The organism is Streptomyces sp. NPDC043726 (assembly GCF_056436565.1).
This window is the reverse complement of record NZ_JBWKCI010000001.1, coordinates 770,201-789,124: the sequence shown is the minus strand read 5'-3', so window position 1 is coordinate 789,124 and position 18,924 is coordinate 770,201. Positions and strand designations below refer to the sequence as shown.

Below are 18,924 nucleotides of genomic sequence, written 5' to 3'. Positions count from 1 at the left end.
GATGCGTGCGTGACGGGGGTTGCGGTATGGCGGGGCATCGGCCCACGGATTGGCATGTCCTGGATCTGGACGGGGATCCGGTGCCGGGGGATCCGCAGCAGGTCCGCCAACTCGCCAGGGAACTGCACGACTTCGCGGACGACGTGTCTGACGCCCTGCGTCTGGTCAAAGGCATGGCGGGCGAGACCACCCTTGCCGAGTGGGCGGGGAAGTCGGCGCAGGTGTTCAAGGAGGACTTCGCCGATGTCCCGAAGAACCTGCGGAAGCTGAAGAAGTCCTACGAGTTGTGCGGCGACGCTCTGGCGGACTACTGGCCGAAGCTGGAGCGGGCGCAGGCGCTGGCGGACCGGGCGTTGGCGCGGGGCCGGGAGGCGCAGTCGGACCTGTCGTCGGCCAAGTCGCGTCTCGCGTCGGCGGATTCCTGGGTGACCCGGGCCGGCAAGGAGGCGGACAAGTACAAGGACGATCCGACGGGCAGCAAGGGCGCGGACAAGCCGGACGAGGCGAAGGTCCGAGCCGCCACCCGTGACGCGCAGCAGGCGGAGGCCGCGCACGGTCGGGCCAAGTCGGACGTGGCCGATGCGCAGGGTGCGCTGGACGCGGCGAAGAAGATGGCCGAGGACGCGCGGAAGATGCGCGAGGAGGCCGCGCGGACCGCGAAGACGAAGATCGACGAGGCGTCGGACGCGGGGATCCAGAACCGGTCGTGGTGGGAGGACATCGGCGACTGGTTCGTGGACAACTGGGACACGATCGTCGCGGTGTGCAAGGTCGTGGTCGCGGTGGTGGGCGTGATCGCGATGATCATCGGTGGGCCGATCCTCGCCGCGATCGTGCTGGTGGCAGCACTCGTCGTGCTCGCGGACACGCTCTACAAATACTCCCAGGGCCGGGCGTCTCTGTGGGATGTGGGGCTGGCGGCGCTGGACTGCATACCCGGCATGAAGGGTCTGACCACGCTCGGCGGACTCGCCAAGGGCCTCAAAGCCGTCGGCAAGACCGGTCTCAAGGGCATGGCCGCGGGCGTCAAGGGGCTCGGCAGGTCGCTTCGAGGCGGCGCCGGCAACCTGGTGAACCGAGCCAAGGCGCTGGCCGGGAGATGCCCGGGCGGTGACCCCATCGACATGGTCAGCGGCGAAATGCTGATGTACGAGACGGACATCGAACTGCCGGGTGTCCTGTCCGTGGCGCTGAAGCGCACCCACATCTCGACCTACCGGGAAGGACGATGGTTCGGAAGGTCGTGGGCGTCGACGCTCGACGAGCGGGTCGAACTCGACGGGCAGGGCGTGCTGTTCGCCGCCGAGGACGGCATGATCCTCGCCTATCCCGTGCCCAGCCCCGGCGTGCCGACCATGCCGCTGGAAGGCCCGCGCTGGCCTCTGGAGTGGGACGGACCGGACCACGGCACCCTGCGCATCCATGACCCCGCCCTCGGCGTCACCCGGCACTTCGCGGTCGTCACCGAGCCGCTGCCGGACATGCCGTACACACTGGCACTGTCCGCGATCACGGACCGTAACGACAACCGAGTCGACTTCGACCGCAGTGCCGACGGCGCCCCGACGGCCGTACGGCACTCAGGCGGCTATCACATCGACGTCCGGACGACGGACGGCCTGGTCACAGGCCTGTGGCTGCGGGGCGGCACCGACACCGAGGGCGCGACGCCGGTGGTGCGGTACGCGTACTCGGCAGACCGGAACCTCACCGAGATCTACAACTCGTCCGGGCGGCCCCTCCGGCTCGCGTACGACGACCGCGCACGGATCGTCTCCTGGACCGACCGCAACGGCAGCTGGTACCGGTTCACGTACGACGGCGAGGACCGCTGTGTGGCGGGTCAGGGTGCCGACGGATACCTGAACTGTGTCATCGCCTACGACACCGCCCGGCGCCGCACGACCTACACGAACTCGCTCGGGCACGCTCTTCGCTACGACTACAACGAGCTGCTGCAACTCGTCGGGGTGACCGATCCGCTGGGCCGGCGGGAGTCGCTCGAGTGGGACCGGCACGGCCGGTTGCTCAAGCAGACCGACCCGGTGGGACGGCAGACGGCGTACACCTACGACGAAGCCGGCAACGTCACATCGATCACCGGCCCCGACGGCCGCCGGGCCACGGCCGAATACAACCGGTGGCACCTGCCGGTCGTCACCGTCGGCGGCGACGGCGCCGTGCGCACCTACTCCTACGACGAGCGCGGGAACCGCACGTCCGTGGTGGAGCCGGGGGGCGCCGAGACCACCTTCCGCTACGGCCCGGGGGGCGCGCTCACCGGGATCACCGATCCGCTCGGCTCGACCATGTCCCTGGTGACGAACGCCGCCGGACTGCCGGTACGGGTGACGAGTGCCTCCGGTGCGGCCGTCGAGTACACCCGCGACGCGTTCGGTCGGATCGACACCGTGACGGATCCCCTGGGCGGCATCACCCGTATCTCGTGGACCACGGAGGGCAGAAGGAGGGAGCGGGTCGCGGCCGACGGCACCAGGGAGTCCTGGACCTGGGACGCGGAGGGCAACCTGCTGGCGTACACGGACGCCGCCGGGGCGACCACCACGTCGGCGTACTCGCACTTCGACCTCCTGGTGAGCAGGACCGACTCCGCGGGCGCGACGCTCCGCTTCGACCACGACACCGAGCTGCGCCTCACCGCCGTCACCAACGCCCAGGGGCTCACGTGGAGCTATGAATACGACGCGGCCGGTCACCTGGCCGCGGAGCAGGACTTCGACGGGCGCTCCCTCAGCTACGTGCGCGACGAGGTGGGGCGGCTGGTCAGGCAGATCAACGGCGCCGGCGAGGCGGTCGAGTACCTGCGGGACACGGTCGGCAACGTCGTCGAGAAGCGTGCCGGAGACTCGACCACGGTGTTCCGGTACGACGAGGCCGGGCTGCTGACGGAAGCGCGGTCGCCCGGTGTCCGTCTCACCTTCGCCCACGACGAGTACGGCCGCGTCACGGAGGAGACCGTCAACGGAAGAACGAGCAGTTTCCGCTACGACCTCGCCGGCCGTCGCACCACACGCGTCACGCCGTCCGGGGCGCTGAGCACCTGGTCCTACACCCCGGACGGGCAGCCGCGGGAGCTCGCCGCCTTCGACCACGCCCTGCACTTCGCGTACGACGCCGCGGGCAGGGAGACGGAGATCAAGCTGGGTGATCAGCTGTCCGTGCGCCAGAGCTGGGACGCGCTGCACCGCATGCGGCGGCAGACGGTCGTCAGCGCGCGGCAGGGGGCCTCGGGAACGGCGTCGACGGACCGTCAGTACCTGCAGGGCCCCGCCGGTCCCGTCGAGGAGGTCGATGCCCTGGACGGCCGGACGCGATACGCCCTGGACGCGGCGGGCCGGCCCGCCGGAGTCGACGCACAGTCCTGGACCGAGCGTTACGTCTACGACGCCGGCGGCCGACTGATCGAGTCCGGCCGGGAGCACGCGGACGGGGGCCGGCAGGAACCCGCGCAGCGGTTCGAGTACACCGGAAACCGGCTGAGGCGGGCCGGACGGACCACCTACGCGTACGACGCCCAGGGCCGCGTGGTCCGGCGGACCAGGAGAACGCTCTCGGGCCGGCAAAAGATCTGGACGTACCGCTGGAACGCCGATGACCGGCTGACGGGTCTGGTCACCCCGGACGGGACGACCTGGCGCTACACCTACGACCCCCTCGGGCGCCGCATATCGAAGGAGCGTCTGGATTCCTCGGGGGAGGTGGCCGAGGCCGTCTTCTTCGTCTGGGACGGCAGCCGACTGGCGGAGGAAATACACGATCGGGGATCAGACGGCGCGACCAGTGTCACCTGGGAATACGATCCCGAGGGACACCGGGCGGTCGCGCAGAGCACTTGTGAATGGCTCCGTGATGCTCCGCAGGGCGAGGTGGACCGGAGATTCCGGCTCATCGTGAGCGATCTCGCGGGAAGTCCTCGTGAATTGCTTTCGCCGGACGGAGAGGCGGTCTGGAAGAACAGATCGAGCCTGTGGGGCGAGCCGAGGGAACTCCATGACTCGGAAGAAACCTGTCGGCTTCGTTTTCCCGGCCAGTACTTCGATGCCGAGAGCGAACTCCACTACAACTGCTTCCGCTACTACGACCCGTACACGTCCCGGTACGTCTCGCCCGACCCGCTGGGGCTCGCCGCCGGCCCCGACCACTACGCGTACGTGGTCAACCCGCTGGTCTGGTCCGACCCGCTGGGGCTCCAGACCTGTCCGACCTTCAAGGGGCTCGCCTGGCTGACCGACAAGATGCTGAAGCGTCCCTCGTTCCGATACCAGCGGGTCGTCTCCGGCGTGGACTACGAGCAGATATGGAAGCTCTCCAACGGCCGGGAGGTGCATGTGGACGGCGGCCCCACGAACGGCTGGATCATGGAGGCGAAGTTCACCGGAGGGCGAGAGAGCGAGTGGGCCAAGTCCGCCTACAATCCCGAGAGCTCTTTCTACAAGGAGGCGAAAATCACCGACCAAGCCGCCAAGCTATTGAAACTGAATGAGGAACTGGGCGGGAAGGGGGTGCGTTACGCCATTTCGAACGAGGCGGGCGCTGCCCATTTCCGAGAAGTGCTCGGTACTCATTTCCCGGAAGCCATGGCAAATGGTACGCTGTCGGTCTTTCACGTGCCCGGAAACGGTATGAGCGGAATGAGTAAATGGTTGACGTAAGCCTGGAACTGGGGCGATTGGCCGGACTCGGCGAACTCACCGGCCCGGCGGCGGCCGGTGTGCTCGAGGCCGCGGGCTGGGAGGGTGAGCGCAGGAATCCGGCGAAGGCGTGGGCGACCACCTGGCGACGTGGTGACGCGCATGCGTGGATCCAGGGCGACGGGCCGTCCGTGCAGGTCGAGTTCACGCTCTGGTACCGGGAGGTCGAGGACGAACGGCCGGACCCCGACACCTACTTCGATGACCTCTACGACGCGGGCTCGGCCGAGCTCCCGCGCGTCGTCGCGCAGCTGGAATCCGGTCTCGGGGACCGGCTGGAGCCCGCCGAGGAGGATCTGACCGACGGCGCGGACTACATCGACCACACCGCGTGGTGGCTCTCGGGGAAGGTCCTGCTGGCCGGCGTCAAGCACGACGACACCGAAGCGCCGGTGCAGCTGGTCGTGGTGGTGCGCGAGCCGGGTGACGACGCCGAGGACGAAGCGGGGGAGTGGCTCTGAGGCCCTGGCCCCGCCCTCGTCGCGACCGGTGTTTGACCTGCGTCACTCCCGGGGTATTCTCTCCGGCTCGATTGGCCAGGCCCCTGCCCCATATGGCAGACTGTCGGAGTTGCTCGGTCGAGTGTTGATGCTGCGCGCCTCCCGCCGGGAGGACCGAAAGCGAGTCCCACAGTACTCGTCGTCCTAACTGCCGCAAGGCAGCACTGGGGCGGACGTACGGGAATCTTTCGGGAAGTGTCAGTGCGGCACCGGCCAGGCACCCGGTGGGCCTCCTAGCCCCCGGCCTGCGGTTTCCGGAAGGGCCGTGTTCCCAGGCAAGGGATGTTCGAACAAGGGGCATCTGTGTCAGCGGGAGCGCGACACGCCCGACCGCGTGGGTCGGAGGGGCGGGAGTCAGGAACACCGGGTTCCAGAGCGTTACGAGACAAAGGACTACTGAGTAGCCATGGCGGGACAGAAGATCCGCATCCGGCTCAAGGCCTACGACCACGAGGTCATCGACTCCTCGGCGAAGAAGATCGTCGAGACGGTGACCCGCACTGGTGCGTCGGTCGCGGGCCCGGTGCCGCTGCCCACTGAGAAGAACGTGTACTGCGTCATCAAGTCGCCGCACAAGTACAAGGACTCGCGCGAGCACTTCGAGATGCGCACGCACAAGCGCCTGATCGACATCCTCGACCCCACCCCCAAGACCGTTGACTCTCTGATGCGACTCGACCTCCCGGCCGGTGTCGACATCGAGATCAAGCTCTGAGGGTCGGTGATCTGAGAATGGCTAAGCAGATCAAGGGCATCCTGGGCGAGAAGCTCGGCATGACGCAGGTGTGGGACGAGAACAACCGTGTTGTTCCGGTCACCGTCGTCAAGGCCGGCCCCAACGTCGTGACCCAGGTCCGTACGAACGACATCGACGGCTACGAGTCGGTCCAGATCGCCTTCGGCGAGATCGACCCGCGCAAGGTGAACAAGCCCCTCAAGGGCCACTTCGCCAAGGCCGACGTCACCCCCCGCCGCCACCTCGTCGAGATCCGTACCGCTGACGCCAGCGAGTACACCCTCGGCCAGGAGATCACCGCCGAGGTGTTCGAGGCGGGCGTCAAGGTCGACGTCACCGGCAAGAGCAAGGGCAAGGGCTTCGCCGGTGTCATGAAGCGCCACAACTTCGGTGGCCTCGGCGCCGGTCACGGCACCCAGCGCAAGCACCGCTCTCCCGGTTCCATCGGTGGCTGCGCCACCCCGGGCCGTGTGTTCAAGGGCCTCCGCATGGCGGGTCGTATGGGCAACGAGCGGGTCACCACCCAGAACCTGACCGTCCACGCCGTTGACGCGGAGAAGGGTCTGCTGCTCATCAAGGGCGCGGTTCCCGGTCCGAACGGCGGCCTCGTCCTGGTCCGCACCGCGGCCAAGGGGGCCTGAGGTAACCGATGAGCACTGTTGACATCCTTTCGCCGGCGGGCGACAAGGCCGGTACCGTCGAGCTCCCCGCGGAGATCTTCGGCGTAGAGAAGATCAGCGTTCCGCTGCTTCACCAGGTCGTCGTCGCACAGCTGGCCGCTGCCCGTCAGGGCACGCACAAGACCAAGACCCGCGGCGAAGTCCGTGGTGGTGGCAAGAAGCCTTACCGCCAGAAGGGCACCGGCCGCGCCCGTCAGGGTTCGACCCGCGCGCCACAGTTCGCCGGTGGTGGCGTCGTGCACGGTCCCGTGCCGCGTGACTACTCGCAGCGGACCCCGAAGAAGATGAAGGCCGCGGCCCTGCGCCACGCCCTCACCGACCGGGCCCGCAACAACCGCATCCACGTCGTCTCCGGCGTGATCGAGGGCGATGCCCCCAGCACCAAGGCCGCGAAGAGCCTGTTCGGCAAGATCTCGGAGCGCAAGAACCTGCTCCTGATCGTCGAGCGCGCCGACGAGGCCGCGTGGCTGTCCGCCCGCAACCTGCCCCAGGTCCACATCCTGGAGCCGGGCCAGCTGAACACGTACGACGTTCTCGTCTCGGACGACGTGGTCTTCACCCAGGCCGCGTTCGAGTCCTTCGTGTCGGGCCCGAAGGCCAATGACACCGAAGGGAGCGAGGCCTGATGGCTATCCGTCACCCCGCTATTGCCTCCAAGGCCGCCAAGGCCGCCAAGGCCGCGCGCGTCGCCAAGGCGCGTCGCCACGCCGCCGAGGGCAAGAACACCGTCGAGACCCCGCTGAGCAAGTCGTTCACGGACCCCCGTGACATCCTGCTCAAGCCGGTCGTCTCCGAGAAGAGCTACGCGCTTCTCGACGAGGGCAAGTACACGTTCATCGTGGACCCGAGCGCCAACAAGACCCAGATCAAGCAGGCCGTCCAGGCGGTCTTCCAGGTCAAGGTCACCGGGGTCAACACGATCAACCGCCAGGGCAAGCGCAAGCGGACCCGCACCGGCTTCGGCAAGCGTGCCGACAGCAAGCGCGCGATCGTGACCCTTGCCGAGGGCGACCGTATCGACATCTTCGGCGGTCCGACCGCGTAAGCGGGTCGGATCGTCCGATATCGGACGAGGACTGAGAAATGGGAATCCGCAAGTACAAGCCGACTACGCCGGGCCGTCGTGGCTCCAGCGTCGCCGACTTCGTCGAGGTCACGCGGTCCACGCCGGAGAAGTCGCTGGTCCGCCCCCTGCACAGCAAGGGCGGCCGTAACAACGCCGGTCGTGTGACCGTTCGCCACCAGGGTGGCGGACACAAGCGCGCCTACCGCGTGATCGACTTCCGTCGTCACGACAAGGACGGCGTGCCGGCGAAGGTCGCGCACATCGAGTACGACCCCAACCGCACCGCGCGCATCGCGCTGCTGCACTACGCCGACGGCGAGAAGCGCTACATCCTCGCCCCGCGCAACCTGCAGCAGGGTGACCGTGTCGAGAACGGTCCCGGGGCCGACATCAAGCCGGGCAACAACCTGGCCCTCCGCAACATCCCGGTCGGTACCACGATCCACGCGATCGAGCTCCGTCCCGGTGGCGGTGCCAAGTTCGCCCGCTCCGCCGGTGCCTCCGTGCAGCTGCTCGCGAAGGAGGGCCAGATGGCCCACCTCCGTATGCCTTCCGGTGAGATCCGCCTGGTCGACGTGCGCTGCCGCGCCACCGTCGGCGAGGTCGGCAACGCCGAGCAGAGCAACATCAACTGGGGCAAGGCCGGCCGCAAGCGCTGGCTGGGCGTCCGCCCGACCGTTCGCGGTGTGGCGATGAACCCGGTTGACCACCCGCACGGTGGTGGTGAGGGCAAGACCTCCGGTGGTCGCCACCCGGTCTCCCCGTGGGGTCAGAAGGAGGGTCGTACTCGTTCGCCGAAGAAGGCTTCGAACAAGTACATCGTCCGCCGCCGCAAGACGAACAAGAAGCGCTAGGAGCGGGTTTAGATGCCGCGCAGTCTCAAGAAGGGGCCCTTCGTCGACGACCACCTGATCAAGAAGGTGGACGCCCAGAACGAAGCCGGCACCAAGAACGTCATCAAGACCTGGTCCCGTCGCTCCATGATCGTGCCGGCCATGCTCGGCCACACGCTCGCGGTGCACAACGGCAAGACCCACATCCCGGTGTTCGTCACCGAGTCGATGGTCGGACACAAGCTCGGCGAGTTCTCGCCGACGCGCACCTTCCGGGGTCACGTCAAGGACGACCGGAAGTCGAAGCGCCGCTAGTAGCGGATCGCATTCAGACACGTAAGTAACTGAGAGGGACAACCATGGAAGCCAGGGCCCAGGCGCGGTACATCCGCGTCACGCCCATGAAGGCCCGCCGCGTGGTGGACCTGATCCGTGGCATGGATGCCACGGAGGCTCAGGCTGTTCTGCGATTCGCTCCGCAGGCAGCCTCCGTGCCGGTCGGCAAGGTGCTCGACAGCGCCATTGCCAACGCCGCGCACAACTACGACCACACCGACGCCGACAGCCTCTACATCTCCGAGGCGTACGTCGACGAGGGCCCGACCCTGAAGCGGTTCCGGCCGCGTGCCCAGGGCCGTGCCTACCGGATCCGCAAGCGGACCAGCCACATCACCGTGGTCGTCAGCAGCAAGGAAGGAACCCGGTAATGGGCCAGAAGGTAAACCCGCACGGGTTCCGGCTCGGTGTCACGACCGACTTCAAGTCGCGTTGGTACGCCGACAAGCTGTACAAGGACTACGTCAAGGAAGACGTCGCCATCCGTCGGATGATGACGTCCGGCATGGAGCGCGCCGGTATCTCGAAGGTTGAGATCGAGCGCACCCGTGACCGTGTCCGCGTGGACATCCACACCGCGCGTCCCGGCATCGTCATCGGCCGCCGTGGCGCCGAGGCGGACCGCATCCGCGGTGACCTGGAGAAGCTGACCGGCAAGCAGGTCCAGCTGAACATCCTCGAGGTCAAGAACCCGGAGACCGACGCTCAGCTGGTGGCCCAGGCCGTCGCCGAGCAGCTCTCCTCCCGCGTCTCCTTCCGTCGGGCCATGCGCAAGAGCATGCAGTCCGCCATGAAGGCCGGCGCCAAGGGCATCAAGATCCAGTGCGGTGGCCGCCTCGGTGGCGCCGAGATGTCCCGCTCGGAGTTCTACCGCGAGGGCCGCGTGCCCCTGCACACGCTCCGCGCGAACGTGGACTACGGCTTCTTCGAGGCCAAGACGACCTTCGGCCGCATCGGCGTGAAGGTCTGGATCTACAAGGGCGATGTCAAGAACATCGCCGAGGTCCGCGCCGAGAACGCTGCGGCCCGTGCGGGTAACCGCCCGGCCCGTGGTGGTGCCGACCGCCCGGCCCGTGGTGGCCGTGGTGGCGAGCGGCGCGGTCGCAAGCCGCAGCAGGCTGCCGGTTCCGAGGCCCCCAAGGCCGAGGCTCCCGCCGCCGCTCCGGCTGAGAGCACCGGAACGGAGGCCTGACCGACATGCTGATCCCCCGTAGGGTCAAGCACCGCAAGCAGCACCACCCGAAGCGCTCCGGCGCTGCCAAGGGCGGCACGCAGGTTGCGTTCGGCGAGTACGGCATCCAGGCGCTCACCCCGGCGTATGTGACGAACCGCCAGATCGAGGCCGCTCGTATCGCCATGACGCGTCACATCAAGCGTGGTGGCAAGGTCTGGATCAACATCTACCCGGACCGTCCCCTCACCAAGAAGCCTGCCGAGACCCGCATGGGTTCCGGTAAGGGTTCTCCGGAGTGGTGGATCGCCAACGTCAAGCCCGGACGCGTGATGTTCGAGCTGTCGTACCCCAACGAGAAGATCGCCCGTGAGGCCCTGACTCGCGCCGCCCACAAGCTGCCGATGAAGTGCCGGATCGTCAAGCGCGAGGCAGGTGAAGCGTGATGTCGGCCGGTACCAAGGCGTCCGAGCTGCGCGAACTGGGCAACGAGGAGCTTCTTGCGAAGCTTCGCGAGGCCAAGGAAGAGCTGTTCAACCTCCGCTTCCAGGCGGCGACGGGTCAGCTCGAGAACCACGGCCGTCTGAAGGCGGTCCGCAAGGACATCGCGCGGATCTACACCCTGATGCGCGAGCGTGAGCTGGGCATCGAAACGGTGGAGAACGCCTGATGAGCGAGAAGAACGTGACTGAGAACGCAGAGGCCCGTGGCTTCCGCAAGACCCGTGAGGGTCTCGTCGTCAGCGACAAGATGGACAAGACCGTCGTCGTCGCCGTCGAGGACCGCGTGAAGCACGCGCTGTACGGCAAGGTCATCCGCCGTACGAACAAGCTCAAGGCCCACGACGAGCAGAACGCCGCGGGTGTCGGCGACCGTGTCCTCCTCATGGAGACCCGGCCGCTGTCCGCGACGAAGCGCTGGCGCGTCGTCGAGATCCTCGAGAAGGCCAAGTAATTCCTGCGGGGCAAACCCGGCAGGTCAGTTCCGCCAGGCTCGGCAGGGGCGCTCGTACTGAGGCCCCTGCCGGGAACCGGCAGACAAACAGGAGATAGACGTGATCCAGCAGGAGTCGCGACTGCGCGTCGCCGACAACACTGGTGCGAAGGAAATCCTTTGCATCCGTGTGCTCGGTGGCTCCGGTCGCCGCTACGCGGGCATCGGTGACGTCATCGTCGCCACCGTCAAGGACGCGATCCCCGGCGGCAACGTGAAGAAGGGTGACGTCGTCAAGGCGGTCATCGTTCGCACCGTCAAGGAGCGCCGCCGTCCGGACGGCTCGTACATCCGCTTCGACGAGAACGCCGCCGTCATTCTGAAGAACGACGGCGACCCTCGCGGCACCCGCATCTTCGGCCCGGTCGGCCGTGAGCTGCGCGAGAAGAAGTTCATGAAGATCATCTCGCTCGCGCCGGAGGTGCTGTAAGCATGAAGATCAAGAAGGGCGACCTGGTCCAGGTCATCACCGGTAAGGACAAGGGCAAGCAGGGCAAGGTCATTGCCGCTTACCCGCGCGACGAGCGTGTCCTGGTCGAGGGTGTCAACCGGGTCAAGAAGCACACCAAGGCCGGTCCGACCGCTCGCGGTTCCCAGGCCGGCGGCATCGTGACCACCGAGGCCCCGATCCACGTGTCCAACGTTCAGCTGGTCGTGGAGAAGGACGGCAACAAGGTCGTCACGCGTGTCGGTTACCGCTTCGACGAAGAGGGCAACAAGATCCGCGTTGCCAAGCGGACGGGTGAGGACATCTGATGGCTACCACCACCACTCCGCGTCTGAAGACGAAGTACCGCGAGGAGATCGCGGGCAAGCTGCGTGACGAGTTCAAGTACGAGAACGTCATGCAGATCCCCGGCCTCGTCAAGATCGTGGTCAACATGGGTGTGGGCGACGCCGCCCGCGACTCCAAGCTGATCGAGGGCGCCATCCGCGACCTCACCACGATCACCGGCCAGAAGCCGCAGGTCACCAAGGCCCGCAAGTCCATCGCGCAGTTCAAGCTGCGTGAGGGTCAGCCGATCGGTGCCCACGTCACGCTCCGTGGCGACCGCATGTGGGAGTTCCTGGACCGCACCCTGTCGCTCGCGCTGCCGCGCATCCGCGACTTCCGTGGTCTGTCCCCCAAGCAGTTCGACGGCCGTGGCAACTACACCTTCGGTCTCACGGAGCAGGTCATGTTCCACGAGATCGACCAGGACAAGATCGACCGTACCCGGGGTATGGACATCACCGTGGTGACCACGGCGACCAACGACGCTGAGGGCCGCGCGCTCCTTCGTCACCTCGGCTTCCCGTTCAAGGAGGCGTGAGCGAGATGGCGAAGAAGGCTCTGATTGCCAAGGCTGCTCGCAAGCCCAAGTTCGGTGTGCGTGGCTACACCCGCTGCCAGCGCTGCGGCCGTCCGCACTCCGTGTACCGCAAGTTCGGCCTGTGCCGCGTGTGCCTTCGTGAGATGGCTCACCGTGGCGAGCTGCCGGGCGTGACCAAGAGCTCCTGGTAGTCCCTGCTTTTCAGGGATTCCGGAGTCTCTCGGTAAGCATCTGGGTGGACAGGGGCCCACCCCCGCATGGCTTAGGCTTGTGGGGTTGGGCGCCTGTCGCGCCCGTACGACTTACTACGCCGTAGGTCCACCGCGCCGCACCCGTCCCGTCTCGGATCGGGGAGAGGGATGGCGCACCAGGAAACCCCGGCGAGAGAGGCCGAAGGCCAATTCATGACCATGACTGATCCGATCGCAGACATGCTTACGCGTCTGCGGAACGCGAACTCGGCGTACCACGACACCGTGGCGATGCCGCACTCGAAGATCAAGTCGCACATCGCGGAGATCCTCCAGCAGGAGGGCTTCATCACGGGCTGGAAGGTCGAGGACGCCGAGGTCGGCAAGAACCTCGTCCTGGAGCTGAAGTTCGGCCCCAACCGTGAGCGCTCCATCGCGGGCATCAAGCGGATCTCCAAGCCCGGTCTCCGGGTTTACGCGAAGTCCACCAACCTGCCCAAGGTCCTCGGTGGCCTCGGCGTGGCGATCATCTCCACGTCGCACGGTCTTCTGACCGACAAGCAGGCCGGCAAGAAGGGCGTGGGTGGGGAAGTCCTCGCCTACGTCTGGTAGCGGAAGGGAACGGAGGAAACAGCTATGTCGCGTATTGGCAAGCTCCCCATCACGGTTCCCGCCGGCGTGGACGTCACCATCGACGGCCGTACGGTCTCGGTCAAGGGCCCCAAGGGCACGCTGACCCACACCGTCGCTGCGCCGATCGACATCGCCAAGGGTGAGGACGGCGTTCTCAACGTCACCCGCCCCAACGACGAGCGTCAGAACAAGGCCCTGCACGGCCTGTCCCGCACGCTGGTGGCGAACATGATCACCGGCGTGACCCAGGGTTACGTGAAGAAGCTCGAGATCAGCGGTGTCGGTTACCGCGTGACCGCCAAGGGCTCGAACCTCGAGTTCGCGCTCGGTTACAGCCACCCGATCCTCGTCGAGGCCCCCGAGGGCATCACCTTCAAGGTCGAGGCTCCGACCCGTTTCTCGGTCGAGGGCATCGACAAGCAGAAGGTCGGCGAGGTTGCGGCCAACATCCGCAAGCTGCGCAAGCCCGACCCGTACAAGGCCAAGGGCGTCAAGTACGAGGGCGAAGTCATCCGCCGCAAGGTCGGAAAGGCGGGTAAGTAAGCCATGGCATACGGACAGAAGATCCTGAAGGGCGACGCCTACAAGCGCGCCGCGATCAAGCGCCGTCACATCCGGATCCGCAAGCGGATCTCCGGCACGGCGGAGCGTCCCCGTCTGGTCGTTACCCGCTCGAACCGCCACATCGTGGCCCAGGTGATCGACGACATCAAGGGTCACACCCTGGCGTCGGCGTCCACCCTGGACACCTCGGTCCGCGGTGGCGAGGGCGACAAGTCCGCGCAGGCCAAGCAGGTCGGCGCCCTGGTCGCCGAGCGTGCCAAGGCCGCCGGTGTCGAGGCCGTCGTATTCGACCGTGGTGGCAACCAGTACGCCGGGCGCATCGCCGCCCTGGCGGACGCCGCCCGCGAAGCCGGCTTGAAGTTCTGAGCCGTTCGTAGCTAGCGGAAAAGAGAGAGGTAAATCCAATGGCTGGACCCCAGCGCCGCGGTGGCGGTGCCGGTGGCGGCGAGCGGCGGGACCGGAAGGGCCGTGACGGCGGCGCAGCTGCCGCCGAGAAGACCGCGTACGTTGAGCGCGTCGTCGCGATCAACCGCGTCGCCAAGGTTGTGAAGGGTGGTCGTCGCTTCAGCTTCACCGCGCTGGTCGTGGTGGGCGACGGTGACGGCACCGTGGGTGTCGGTTACGGCAAGGCCAAGGAGGTGCCGGCCGCCATCGCCAAGGGTGTTGAGGAGGCCAAGAAGCACTTCTTCAAGGTCCCCCGTATCCAGGGCACCATCCCGCACCCCATCCAGGGTGAGAAGGCTGCCGGCGTCGTGCTCCTGAAGCCCGCGTCGCCCGGTACCGGTGTTATCGCCGGTGGTCCGGTGCGTGCCGTGCTCGAGTGCGCCGGTATCCACGACGTGCTGTCGAAGTCGCTCGGCTCCGACAACGCCATCAACATCGTGCACGCGACCGTGGAGGCCCTGAAGGGTCTGCAGCGTCCCGAGGAGATCGCGGCCCGCCGTGGTCTGCCGCTCGAGGACGTCGCTCCCGCGGCTCTTCTCCGTGCGCGTGCCGGGGCGGGTGCGTAATCATGGCGCAGCTCAAGATTACGCAGGTCAAGTCCTACATCGGCAGCAAGCAGAACCACCGTGACACCCTGCGCTCCCTTGGTCTCAAGGGCATCAACACGCAGGTCGTCAAGGAGGACCGCCCCGAGTTCCGCGGCATGGTGCACACCGTCCGCCACCTCGTGACGGTCGAGGAGGTCGACTGATCATGGCGGAGAACAACCCGCTCAAGATCCACAACCTCCGTCCCGCCCCGGGCGCCAAGACCGCCAAGACCCGTGTGGGTCGTGGTGAGGCGTCGAAGGGTAAGACGGCCGGTCGTGGTACCAAGGGCACCAAGGCCCGCTACCAGGTTCCGGAGCGCTTCGAGGGTGGGCAGATGCCCCTCCACATGCGCCTCCCGAAGCTGAAGGGCTTCAAGAACCCGTTCAAGACCGAGTACCAGGTCGTGAACCTCGACAAGCTGGCCGCGCTCTACCCCGAGGGTGGCGAGGTCACGGTCGAGGGTCTGGTGGCCAAGGGTGCCGTTCGCAAGAACAGCCTCGTCAAGGTCCTGGGCCAGGGCGAGATCTCCGTGGCGCTGCAGGTGACGGTCGACGCCGTCTCCGGCTCCGCCAAGGAGAAGATCACCGCCGCCGGCGGTACCGTCACCGAGCTCGTCTGAACACATCAGGCGTCTCGATGACTTGAGCGATCCCGACCGGGGATACCCCACAAATGGGGTATCCCCGGTTGGTCGTTCCTAGGGTGGCAGTCTCGCGGGTAAGGTGGCCTGCACTGCCAACTTTTAACGTGTGCCTCACAAGCGGCACTCTGAGCGGCAGTTGACCGTTACCTAATCGTCGAACCTCAAGACCGTCACCCTTGACGCAGTAGCGCGGGGGTCGCAGGAGGCACCGTGCTCACCGCGTTCGCCCGGGCGTTCAAGACGCCCGACCTGCGCAAGAAGCTGCTCTTCACGCTCGGGATCATCGTGGTCTACCGCGTCGGTACCCACATCCCGATCCCTGGCGTCGACTACACGTCCGTCCAGCAGTGCGTGGACGAGGCGTCCGGCAACCAGGGCCTCTTCGGTCTGGTGAACATGTTCAGCGGCGGCGCGCTGCTCCAGATCACGGTCTTCGCGCTGGGCATCATGCCGTACATCACGGCGAGCATCATCCTCCAGCTGCTGACCGTGGTGATTCCGCGTCTGGAAGCCCTCAAGAAGGAGGGCTCGGCCGGTACGGCGAAGATCACGCAGTACACGCGTTATCTGACGGTGGCGCTCGCCATCCTGCAGGGCACCGGCCTCGTCGCCACCGCCCGCAGCGGCGCCCTCTTCTCCGGCTGCACGGTCGCCGGCCAGATCGTCCCGGACCGCTCGATCTTCGTGACCGTCACCATGGTCATCACCATGACCGCCGGTACGGCCATGGTCATGTGGCTCGGCGAGCTGATCACCGACCGCGGTGTCGGCAACGGCATGTCGATCCTGATGTTCATCTCGATCGCCGCGACGTTCCCGTCCGCGCTGTGGGCCATCAAGACGCAGGGCACCCTCGCCGACGGCTGGATCGAGTTCGGCACCGTCATGCTCGTCGGCCTGGTCATGGTCGGCCTGGTGGTCTTCGTCGAGCAGGCCCAGCGCCGGGTCCCCGTGCAGTACGCGAAGCGCATGATCGGCCGCCGTTCCTACGGTGGTACGTCCACGTACATCCCGCTCAAGGTGAACCAGGCGGGTGTGATTCCCGTCATCTTCGCCTCGTCGCTGCTCTACATTCCGGCCCTGATCGCGCAGTTCTCGAGCAGTACGTCGGGCTGGAAATCCTGGATCGAAGCGAATCTCGTCACAGGCGACCACCCGATTTACATCACTCTGTACTTCTTGCTCATCGTTTTCTTCGCGTTCTTCTACGTGGCGATCTCCTTCAACCCCGAGGAAGTCGCCGACAACATGAAGAAGTATGGTGGCTTCATCCCGGGCATCCGGGCTGGCCGACCGACCGCTGAGTACCTGTCGTACGTGCTCAACCGGATCACCTGGCCGGGTTCGCTGTATCTGGGTCTGATCGCTCTCGTCCCGACGATTGCGTTGGCCGGTTTCGGCGCCAACCAGAACTTCCCGTTCGGTGGTACCAGCATCCTGATCATCGTGGGTGTCGGACTCGAGACCGTTAAGCAGATCGAGAGCCAGCTCCAGCAGCGCAATTACGAAGGGTTCCTCCGCTGATGCGAATCGTCCTCGTCGGGCCGCCGGGCGCCGGTAAGGGAACGCAAGCCACGCGCCTTGCCGAGAAGCTGAACATCCCGCACATCTCCACGGGCGACCTGTTCCGCGCCAACATCAGCCAGCAGACGGAGCTCGGGAAGCTCGCGAAGTCCTACATGGACGCGGGCAACCTGGTTCCGGACGAGGTCACCATCGCGATGGCCAAGGACCGCATGGAGCAGCCGGACGCCGAGGGCGGGTTCCTGCTCGACGGCTTCCCGCGCAACGTGTCGCAGGCCGAGGCGCTCGACGAGCTGCTGTCGACCGAAGGCATGCAGCTGGACGCGGTGCTGGACCTGGAGGCCCCCGAGGAGGAGGTCGTCAAGCGGATCGCCGGCCGGCGCACCTGCCGCAACGACTCCGCGCACGTCTTCCACGTCACCTACAGCCCGCCGAAGCAGGAGGGCGTCTGCGACGTCTGCGGCGGCGAGCTGTACCTGCGCGGGGACGACTCCGAGGAGACCGTCCGTACGCGGCTGGAGGTCTACCACACGCAGACCGAGCCGATCATCGACTACTACAAGGCGCAGGGCCTGGTCGTGACGATCGAGGCCATGGGCCCGGTGGACGAGGTCACCGGCCGCGCACTGGCCGCCCTGAAGCGTGAGGGTGCCGAGAAGTAGGTCTTCGTACGTCGCCGCGGCCGCGGTCCCTTTTATGGGGGCCGCGGCCGCGCCGTATGGTTGACGTAGTCCCTCTACCGGTCCGAGAAAGGCCCTCGTCCCCATGGTGCAGATCAAGAGCCCCGAGCAGATCGCCAAGATGCGTGAGGCGGGGCTGGTCGTCGCCGCCATTCACGCGGCCACGCGCGAGGCGGCGGTGCCGGGGGCCAGCACCAAGGATCTGGACGAGGTCGCGCGGAAGGTCATCGCCGAGCACGGGGCCAAGTCGAACTTCCTCGGCTACGGCGGCTTCCCGGCCACCATCTGCACGTCCGTGAACGAGGTCGTCGTCCACGGCATCCCCTCCGACGAGGTCGTCCTCAAGGACGGGGACATCATCTCCATCGACGCCGGCGCCATCGTGGACGGCTGGCACGGTGACGCCGCCTTCACCGCGTTCGTGGGGTCCGGTCACGCTCCGGAGCTGATCGAGCTCTCCCGGGTGACCGAGGAGTCGATGTGGGCCGGTATCGCGGCCATGAAGCAGGGCAACCGGCTCGTCGACGTCTCCAAGGCCATCGAGACGTACATCCGCCGCCAGCCCAAGGCAGGCGGCGGCCGCTACGGGATCATCGAGGACTACGGCGGCCACGGCATCGGCACCGAGATGCACATGGACCCGCACCTGCTGAACTACGTCGAGCGCCGGCGCGGTAAGGGCCCGAAGCTGGTGCCCGGGTTCTGCCTGGCCATCGAGCCGATGGTGTCGCTGGGCACGCCCAAGACCGAGGTCCTCTCCGACGACTGGACGGTCATCACCACCGACGGCACCTGGTCCTCCCACTGGGAGCACTCCGTCGCGCTCACCGAGCAGGGCCCCCTGGTCCTGACCGCCCCGGACTGCGGCAGGGCCAAGCTCGCCGAGTACGGGGTCACCGCGGCCCCGGACCCGCTGGCGTAAGGATCTCCCTCGTGGGGCAGACTTCCTCGATTCGTCTTTCCGGGTGCGCTGACGTAGACTGACTCGTCGGCTCTTGTGTACCCGCATGTCTGCATGCGCTCACACTGAGTCGATCAAGGTAGTCGATTCGAAGGGCGAAGCGTGGCCAAGAAGCAAGGTGCCATCGAGATCGAGGGCACTGTCGTCGAGTCTCTGCCGAACGCCATGTTCAAGGTCGAGCTCCAGAACGGCCACCAGGTCCTGGCACACATCAGCGGCAAGATGCGTATGCACTACATCCGCATCCTCCCTGACGACCGGGTCGTGGTGGAGCTGTCTCCTTACGACCTGACGCGTGGCCGGATCGTCTACCGGTACAAGTAGATCTTGCCCGAGCCCCGGGACTCCCGAGGC

At 66.7% G+C, this 18,924-nt stretch carries 27 protein-coding genes; all 27 read left to right on the top strand.

Features of this window, described 5'->3' with window-relative positions; translation table 11 throughout:
- The first annotated feature begins 26 nt into the window (after nt 1-26).
- The 27 genes from AC068Z_RS03640 to infA all read left to right on the top strand — a co-directional run bounded on the left by AC068Z_RS03640 (nt 27) and on the right by infA (nt 18,894).
- Nucleotides 27-4,673: an RHS repeat-associated core domain-containing protein gene (locus tag AC068Z_RS03640; RefSeq protein WP_478551885.1), complete on the top strand. Its 4,647-nt coding sequence runs from the start codon at nt 27-29 to the stop codon at nt 4,671-4,673.
- Nucleotides 4,661-5,173 (top strand): hypothetical protein, encoded by a 513-nt coding sequence (locus AC068Z_RS03635; protein WP_478551884.1) that lies wholly within the window; start codon nt 4,661-4,663, stop codon nt 5,171-5,173. The genes AC068Z_RS03640 and AC068Z_RS03635 overlap by 13 nt, the downstream gene beginning before the upstream one ends.
- A gap of 445 nt (nt 5,174-5,618) precedes the next feature.
- Entirely contained in the window at nt 5,619-5,927 is a 309-nt protein-coding gene (rpsJ, locus tag AC068Z_RS03630; RefSeq protein WP_003948644.1) for a 30S ribosomal protein S10, read from the top strand.
- 17 nt (nt 5,928-5,944) lie between these two features.
- Nucleotides 5,945-6,589, top strand: coding sequence for a 50S ribosomal protein L3 (rplC, locus tag AC068Z_RS03625; protein ID WP_387508150.1), 645 nt, complete (start codon nt 5,945-5,947; stop codon nt 6,587-6,589).
- 8 nt (nt 6,590-6,597) lie between these two features.
- Nucleotides 6,598-7,254: a 50S ribosomal protein L4 gene (gene rplD, locus AC068Z_RS03620; RefSeq protein ID WP_478551882.1), complete on the top strand. Its 657-nt coding sequence runs from the start codon at nt 6,598-6,600 to the stop codon at nt 7,252-7,254.
- Entirely contained in the window at nt 7,254-7,673 is a 420-nt protein-coding gene (gene rplW / locus AC068Z_RS03615) for a 50S ribosomal protein L23 (RefSeq protein ID WP_451730568.1), read from the top strand. The genes rplD and rplW overlap by 1 nt, the downstream gene beginning before the upstream one ends.
- A 38-nt stretch (nt 7,674-7,711) precedes the next feature.
- A complete protein-coding gene (gene rplB / locus AC068Z_RS03610) occupies nt 7,712-8,548 on the top strand; it encodes a 50S ribosomal protein L2 (RefSeq protein WP_059192905.1) in 837 nt (278 codons plus the stop codon).
- A gap of 12 nt (nt 8,549-8,560) precedes the next feature.
- A complete protein-coding gene (gene rpsS, locus AC068Z_RS03605; protein ID WP_003992359.1) occupies nt 8,561-8,842 on the top strand; it encodes a 30S ribosomal protein S19 in 282 nt (93 codons plus the stop codon).
- A gap of 44 nt (nt 8,843-8,886) precedes the next feature.
- A complete protein-coding gene (rplV, locus tag AC068Z_RS03600) occupies nt 8,887-9,234 on the top strand; it encodes a 50S ribosomal protein L22 (RefSeq protein ID WP_019329637.1) in 348 nt (115 codons plus the stop codon).
- Nucleotides 9,234-10,055: a 30S ribosomal protein S3 gene (gene rpsC, locus AC068Z_RS03595; protein WP_015658463.1), complete on the top strand. Its 822-nt coding sequence runs from the start codon at nt 9,234-9,236 to the stop codon at nt 10,053-10,055. Before rplV ends, rpsC begins: the two co-directional genes overlap by 1 nt.
- Nucleotides 10,056-10,060: 5 nt before the next feature.
- Nucleotides 10,061-10,480 carry a 50S ribosomal protein L16 gene (gene rplP / locus AC068Z_RS03590; protein WP_009327094.1) on the top strand — a complete coding sequence of 140 codons (420 nt, stop codon included), beginning with the start codon at nt 10,061-10,063 and terminating at the stop codon, nt 10,478-10,480.
- On the top strand, nt 10,480-10,704 hold the full coding sequence (gene rpmC, locus AC068Z_RS03585) for a 50S ribosomal protein L29 (RefSeq protein WP_007494763.1): 225 nt from the start codon (nt 10,480-10,482) through the stop codon (nt 10,702-10,704). Before rplP ends, rpmC begins: the two co-directional genes overlap by 1 nt.
- On the top strand, nt 10,704-10,988 hold the full coding sequence (gene rpsQ, locus AC068Z_RS03580) for a 30S ribosomal protein S17 (protein WP_018543912.1): 285 nt from the start codon (nt 10,704-10,706) through the stop codon (nt 10,986-10,988). The genes rpmC and rpsQ overlap by 1 nt, the downstream gene beginning before the upstream one ends.
- Nucleotides 10,989-11,088: 100 nt before the next feature.
- Complete coding sequence (gene rplN / locus AC068Z_RS03575; RefSeq protein WP_003998823.1) at nt 11,089-11,457, top strand: 50S ribosomal protein L14; 369 nt, start codon at nt 11,089-11,091, stop codon at nt 11,455-11,457.
- A 2-nt stretch (nt 11,458-11,459) separates the two neighbouring features.
- On the top strand, nt 11,460-11,783 hold the full coding sequence (rplX, locus tag AC068Z_RS03570; RefSeq protein ID WP_269661072.1) for a 50S ribosomal protein L24: 324 nt from the start codon (nt 11,460-11,462) through the stop codon (nt 11,781-11,783).
- Nucleotides 11,783-12,340 (top strand): 50S ribosomal protein L5, encoded by a 558-nt coding sequence (rplE, locus tag AC068Z_RS03565; RefSeq protein ID WP_189958138.1) that lies wholly within the window; start codon nt 11,783-11,785, stop codon nt 12,338-12,340. The genes rplX and rplE overlap by 1 nt, the downstream gene beginning before the upstream one ends.
- Before the next feature lie 5 nt (nt 12,341-12,345).
- A complete protein-coding gene (locus tag AC068Z_RS03560; RefSeq protein ID WP_003948630.1) occupies nt 12,346-12,531 on the top strand; it encodes a type Z 30S ribosomal protein S14 in 186 nt (61 codons plus the stop codon).
- A gap of 213 nt (nt 12,532-12,744) precedes the next feature.
- Nucleotides 12,745-13,143, top strand: a complete 399-nt coding sequence (gene rpsH / locus AC068Z_RS03555; protein ID WP_015658459.1) for a 30S ribosomal protein S8 — start codon at nt 12,745-12,747, stop codon at nt 13,141-13,143.
- Between the two features lie 24 nt (nt 13,144-13,167).
- Nucleotides 13,168-13,707 (top strand): 50S ribosomal protein L6, encoded by a 540-nt coding sequence (rplF, locus tag AC068Z_RS03550; protein ID WP_478551876.1) that lies wholly within the window; start codon nt 13,168-13,170, stop codon nt 13,705-13,707.
- A 3-nt stretch (nt 13,708-13,710) separates the two neighbouring features.
- Nucleotides 13,711-14,094 (top strand): 50S ribosomal protein L18, encoded by a 384-nt coding sequence (gene rplR, locus AC068Z_RS03545; protein WP_055632352.1) that lies wholly within the window; start codon nt 13,711-13,713, stop codon nt 14,092-14,094.
- A 38-nt stretch (nt 14,095-14,132) separates the two neighbouring features.
- Nucleotides 14,133-14,738, top strand: a complete 606-nt coding sequence (rpsE, locus tag AC068Z_RS03540; protein WP_009190144.1) for a 30S ribosomal protein S5 — start codon at nt 14,133-14,135, stop codon at nt 14,736-14,738.
- 2 nt (nt 14,739-14,740) lie between these two features.
- A complete protein-coding gene (rpmD, locus tag AC068Z_RS03535) occupies nt 14,741-14,923 on the top strand; it encodes a 50S ribosomal protein L30 (protein WP_003974250.1) in 183 nt (60 codons plus the stop codon).
- Nucleotides 14,924-14,925: 2 nt separating this feature from the next.
- Nucleotides 14,926-15,381 carry a 50S ribosomal protein L15 gene (gene rplO / locus AC068Z_RS03530; RefSeq protein WP_067018996.1) on the top strand — a complete coding sequence of 152 codons (456 nt, stop codon included), beginning with the start codon at nt 14,926-14,928 and terminating at the stop codon, nt 15,379-15,381.
- Nucleotides 15,382-15,615: 234 nt separating this feature from the next.
- Nucleotides 15,616-16,929 carry a preprotein translocase subunit SecY gene (gene secY, locus AC068Z_RS03525; protein WP_478551873.1) on the top strand — a complete coding sequence of 438 codons (1,314 nt, stop codon included), beginning with the start codon at nt 15,616-15,618 and terminating at the stop codon, nt 16,927-16,929.
- On the top strand, nt 16,929-17,591 hold the full coding sequence (locus AC068Z_RS03520; protein WP_478551871.1) for an adenylate kinase: 663 nt from the start codon (nt 16,929-16,931) through the stop codon (nt 17,589-17,591). The genes secY and AC068Z_RS03520 overlap by 1 nt, the downstream gene beginning before the upstream one ends.
- Nucleotides 17,592-17,694: 103 nt before the next feature.
- Nucleotides 17,695-18,531: a type I methionyl aminopeptidase gene (map, locus tag AC068Z_RS03515; RefSeq protein WP_478551869.1), complete on the top strand. Its 837-nt coding sequence runs from the start codon at nt 17,695-17,697 to the stop codon at nt 18,529-18,531.
- A gap of 141 nt (nt 18,532-18,672) precedes the next feature.
- A complete protein-coding gene (gene infA / locus AC068Z_RS03510) occupies nt 18,673-18,894 on the top strand; it encodes a translation initiation factor IF-1 (RefSeq protein WP_003948620.1) in 222 nt (73 codons plus the stop codon).
- Nucleotides 18,895-18,924: the final 30 nt, after the last annotated feature.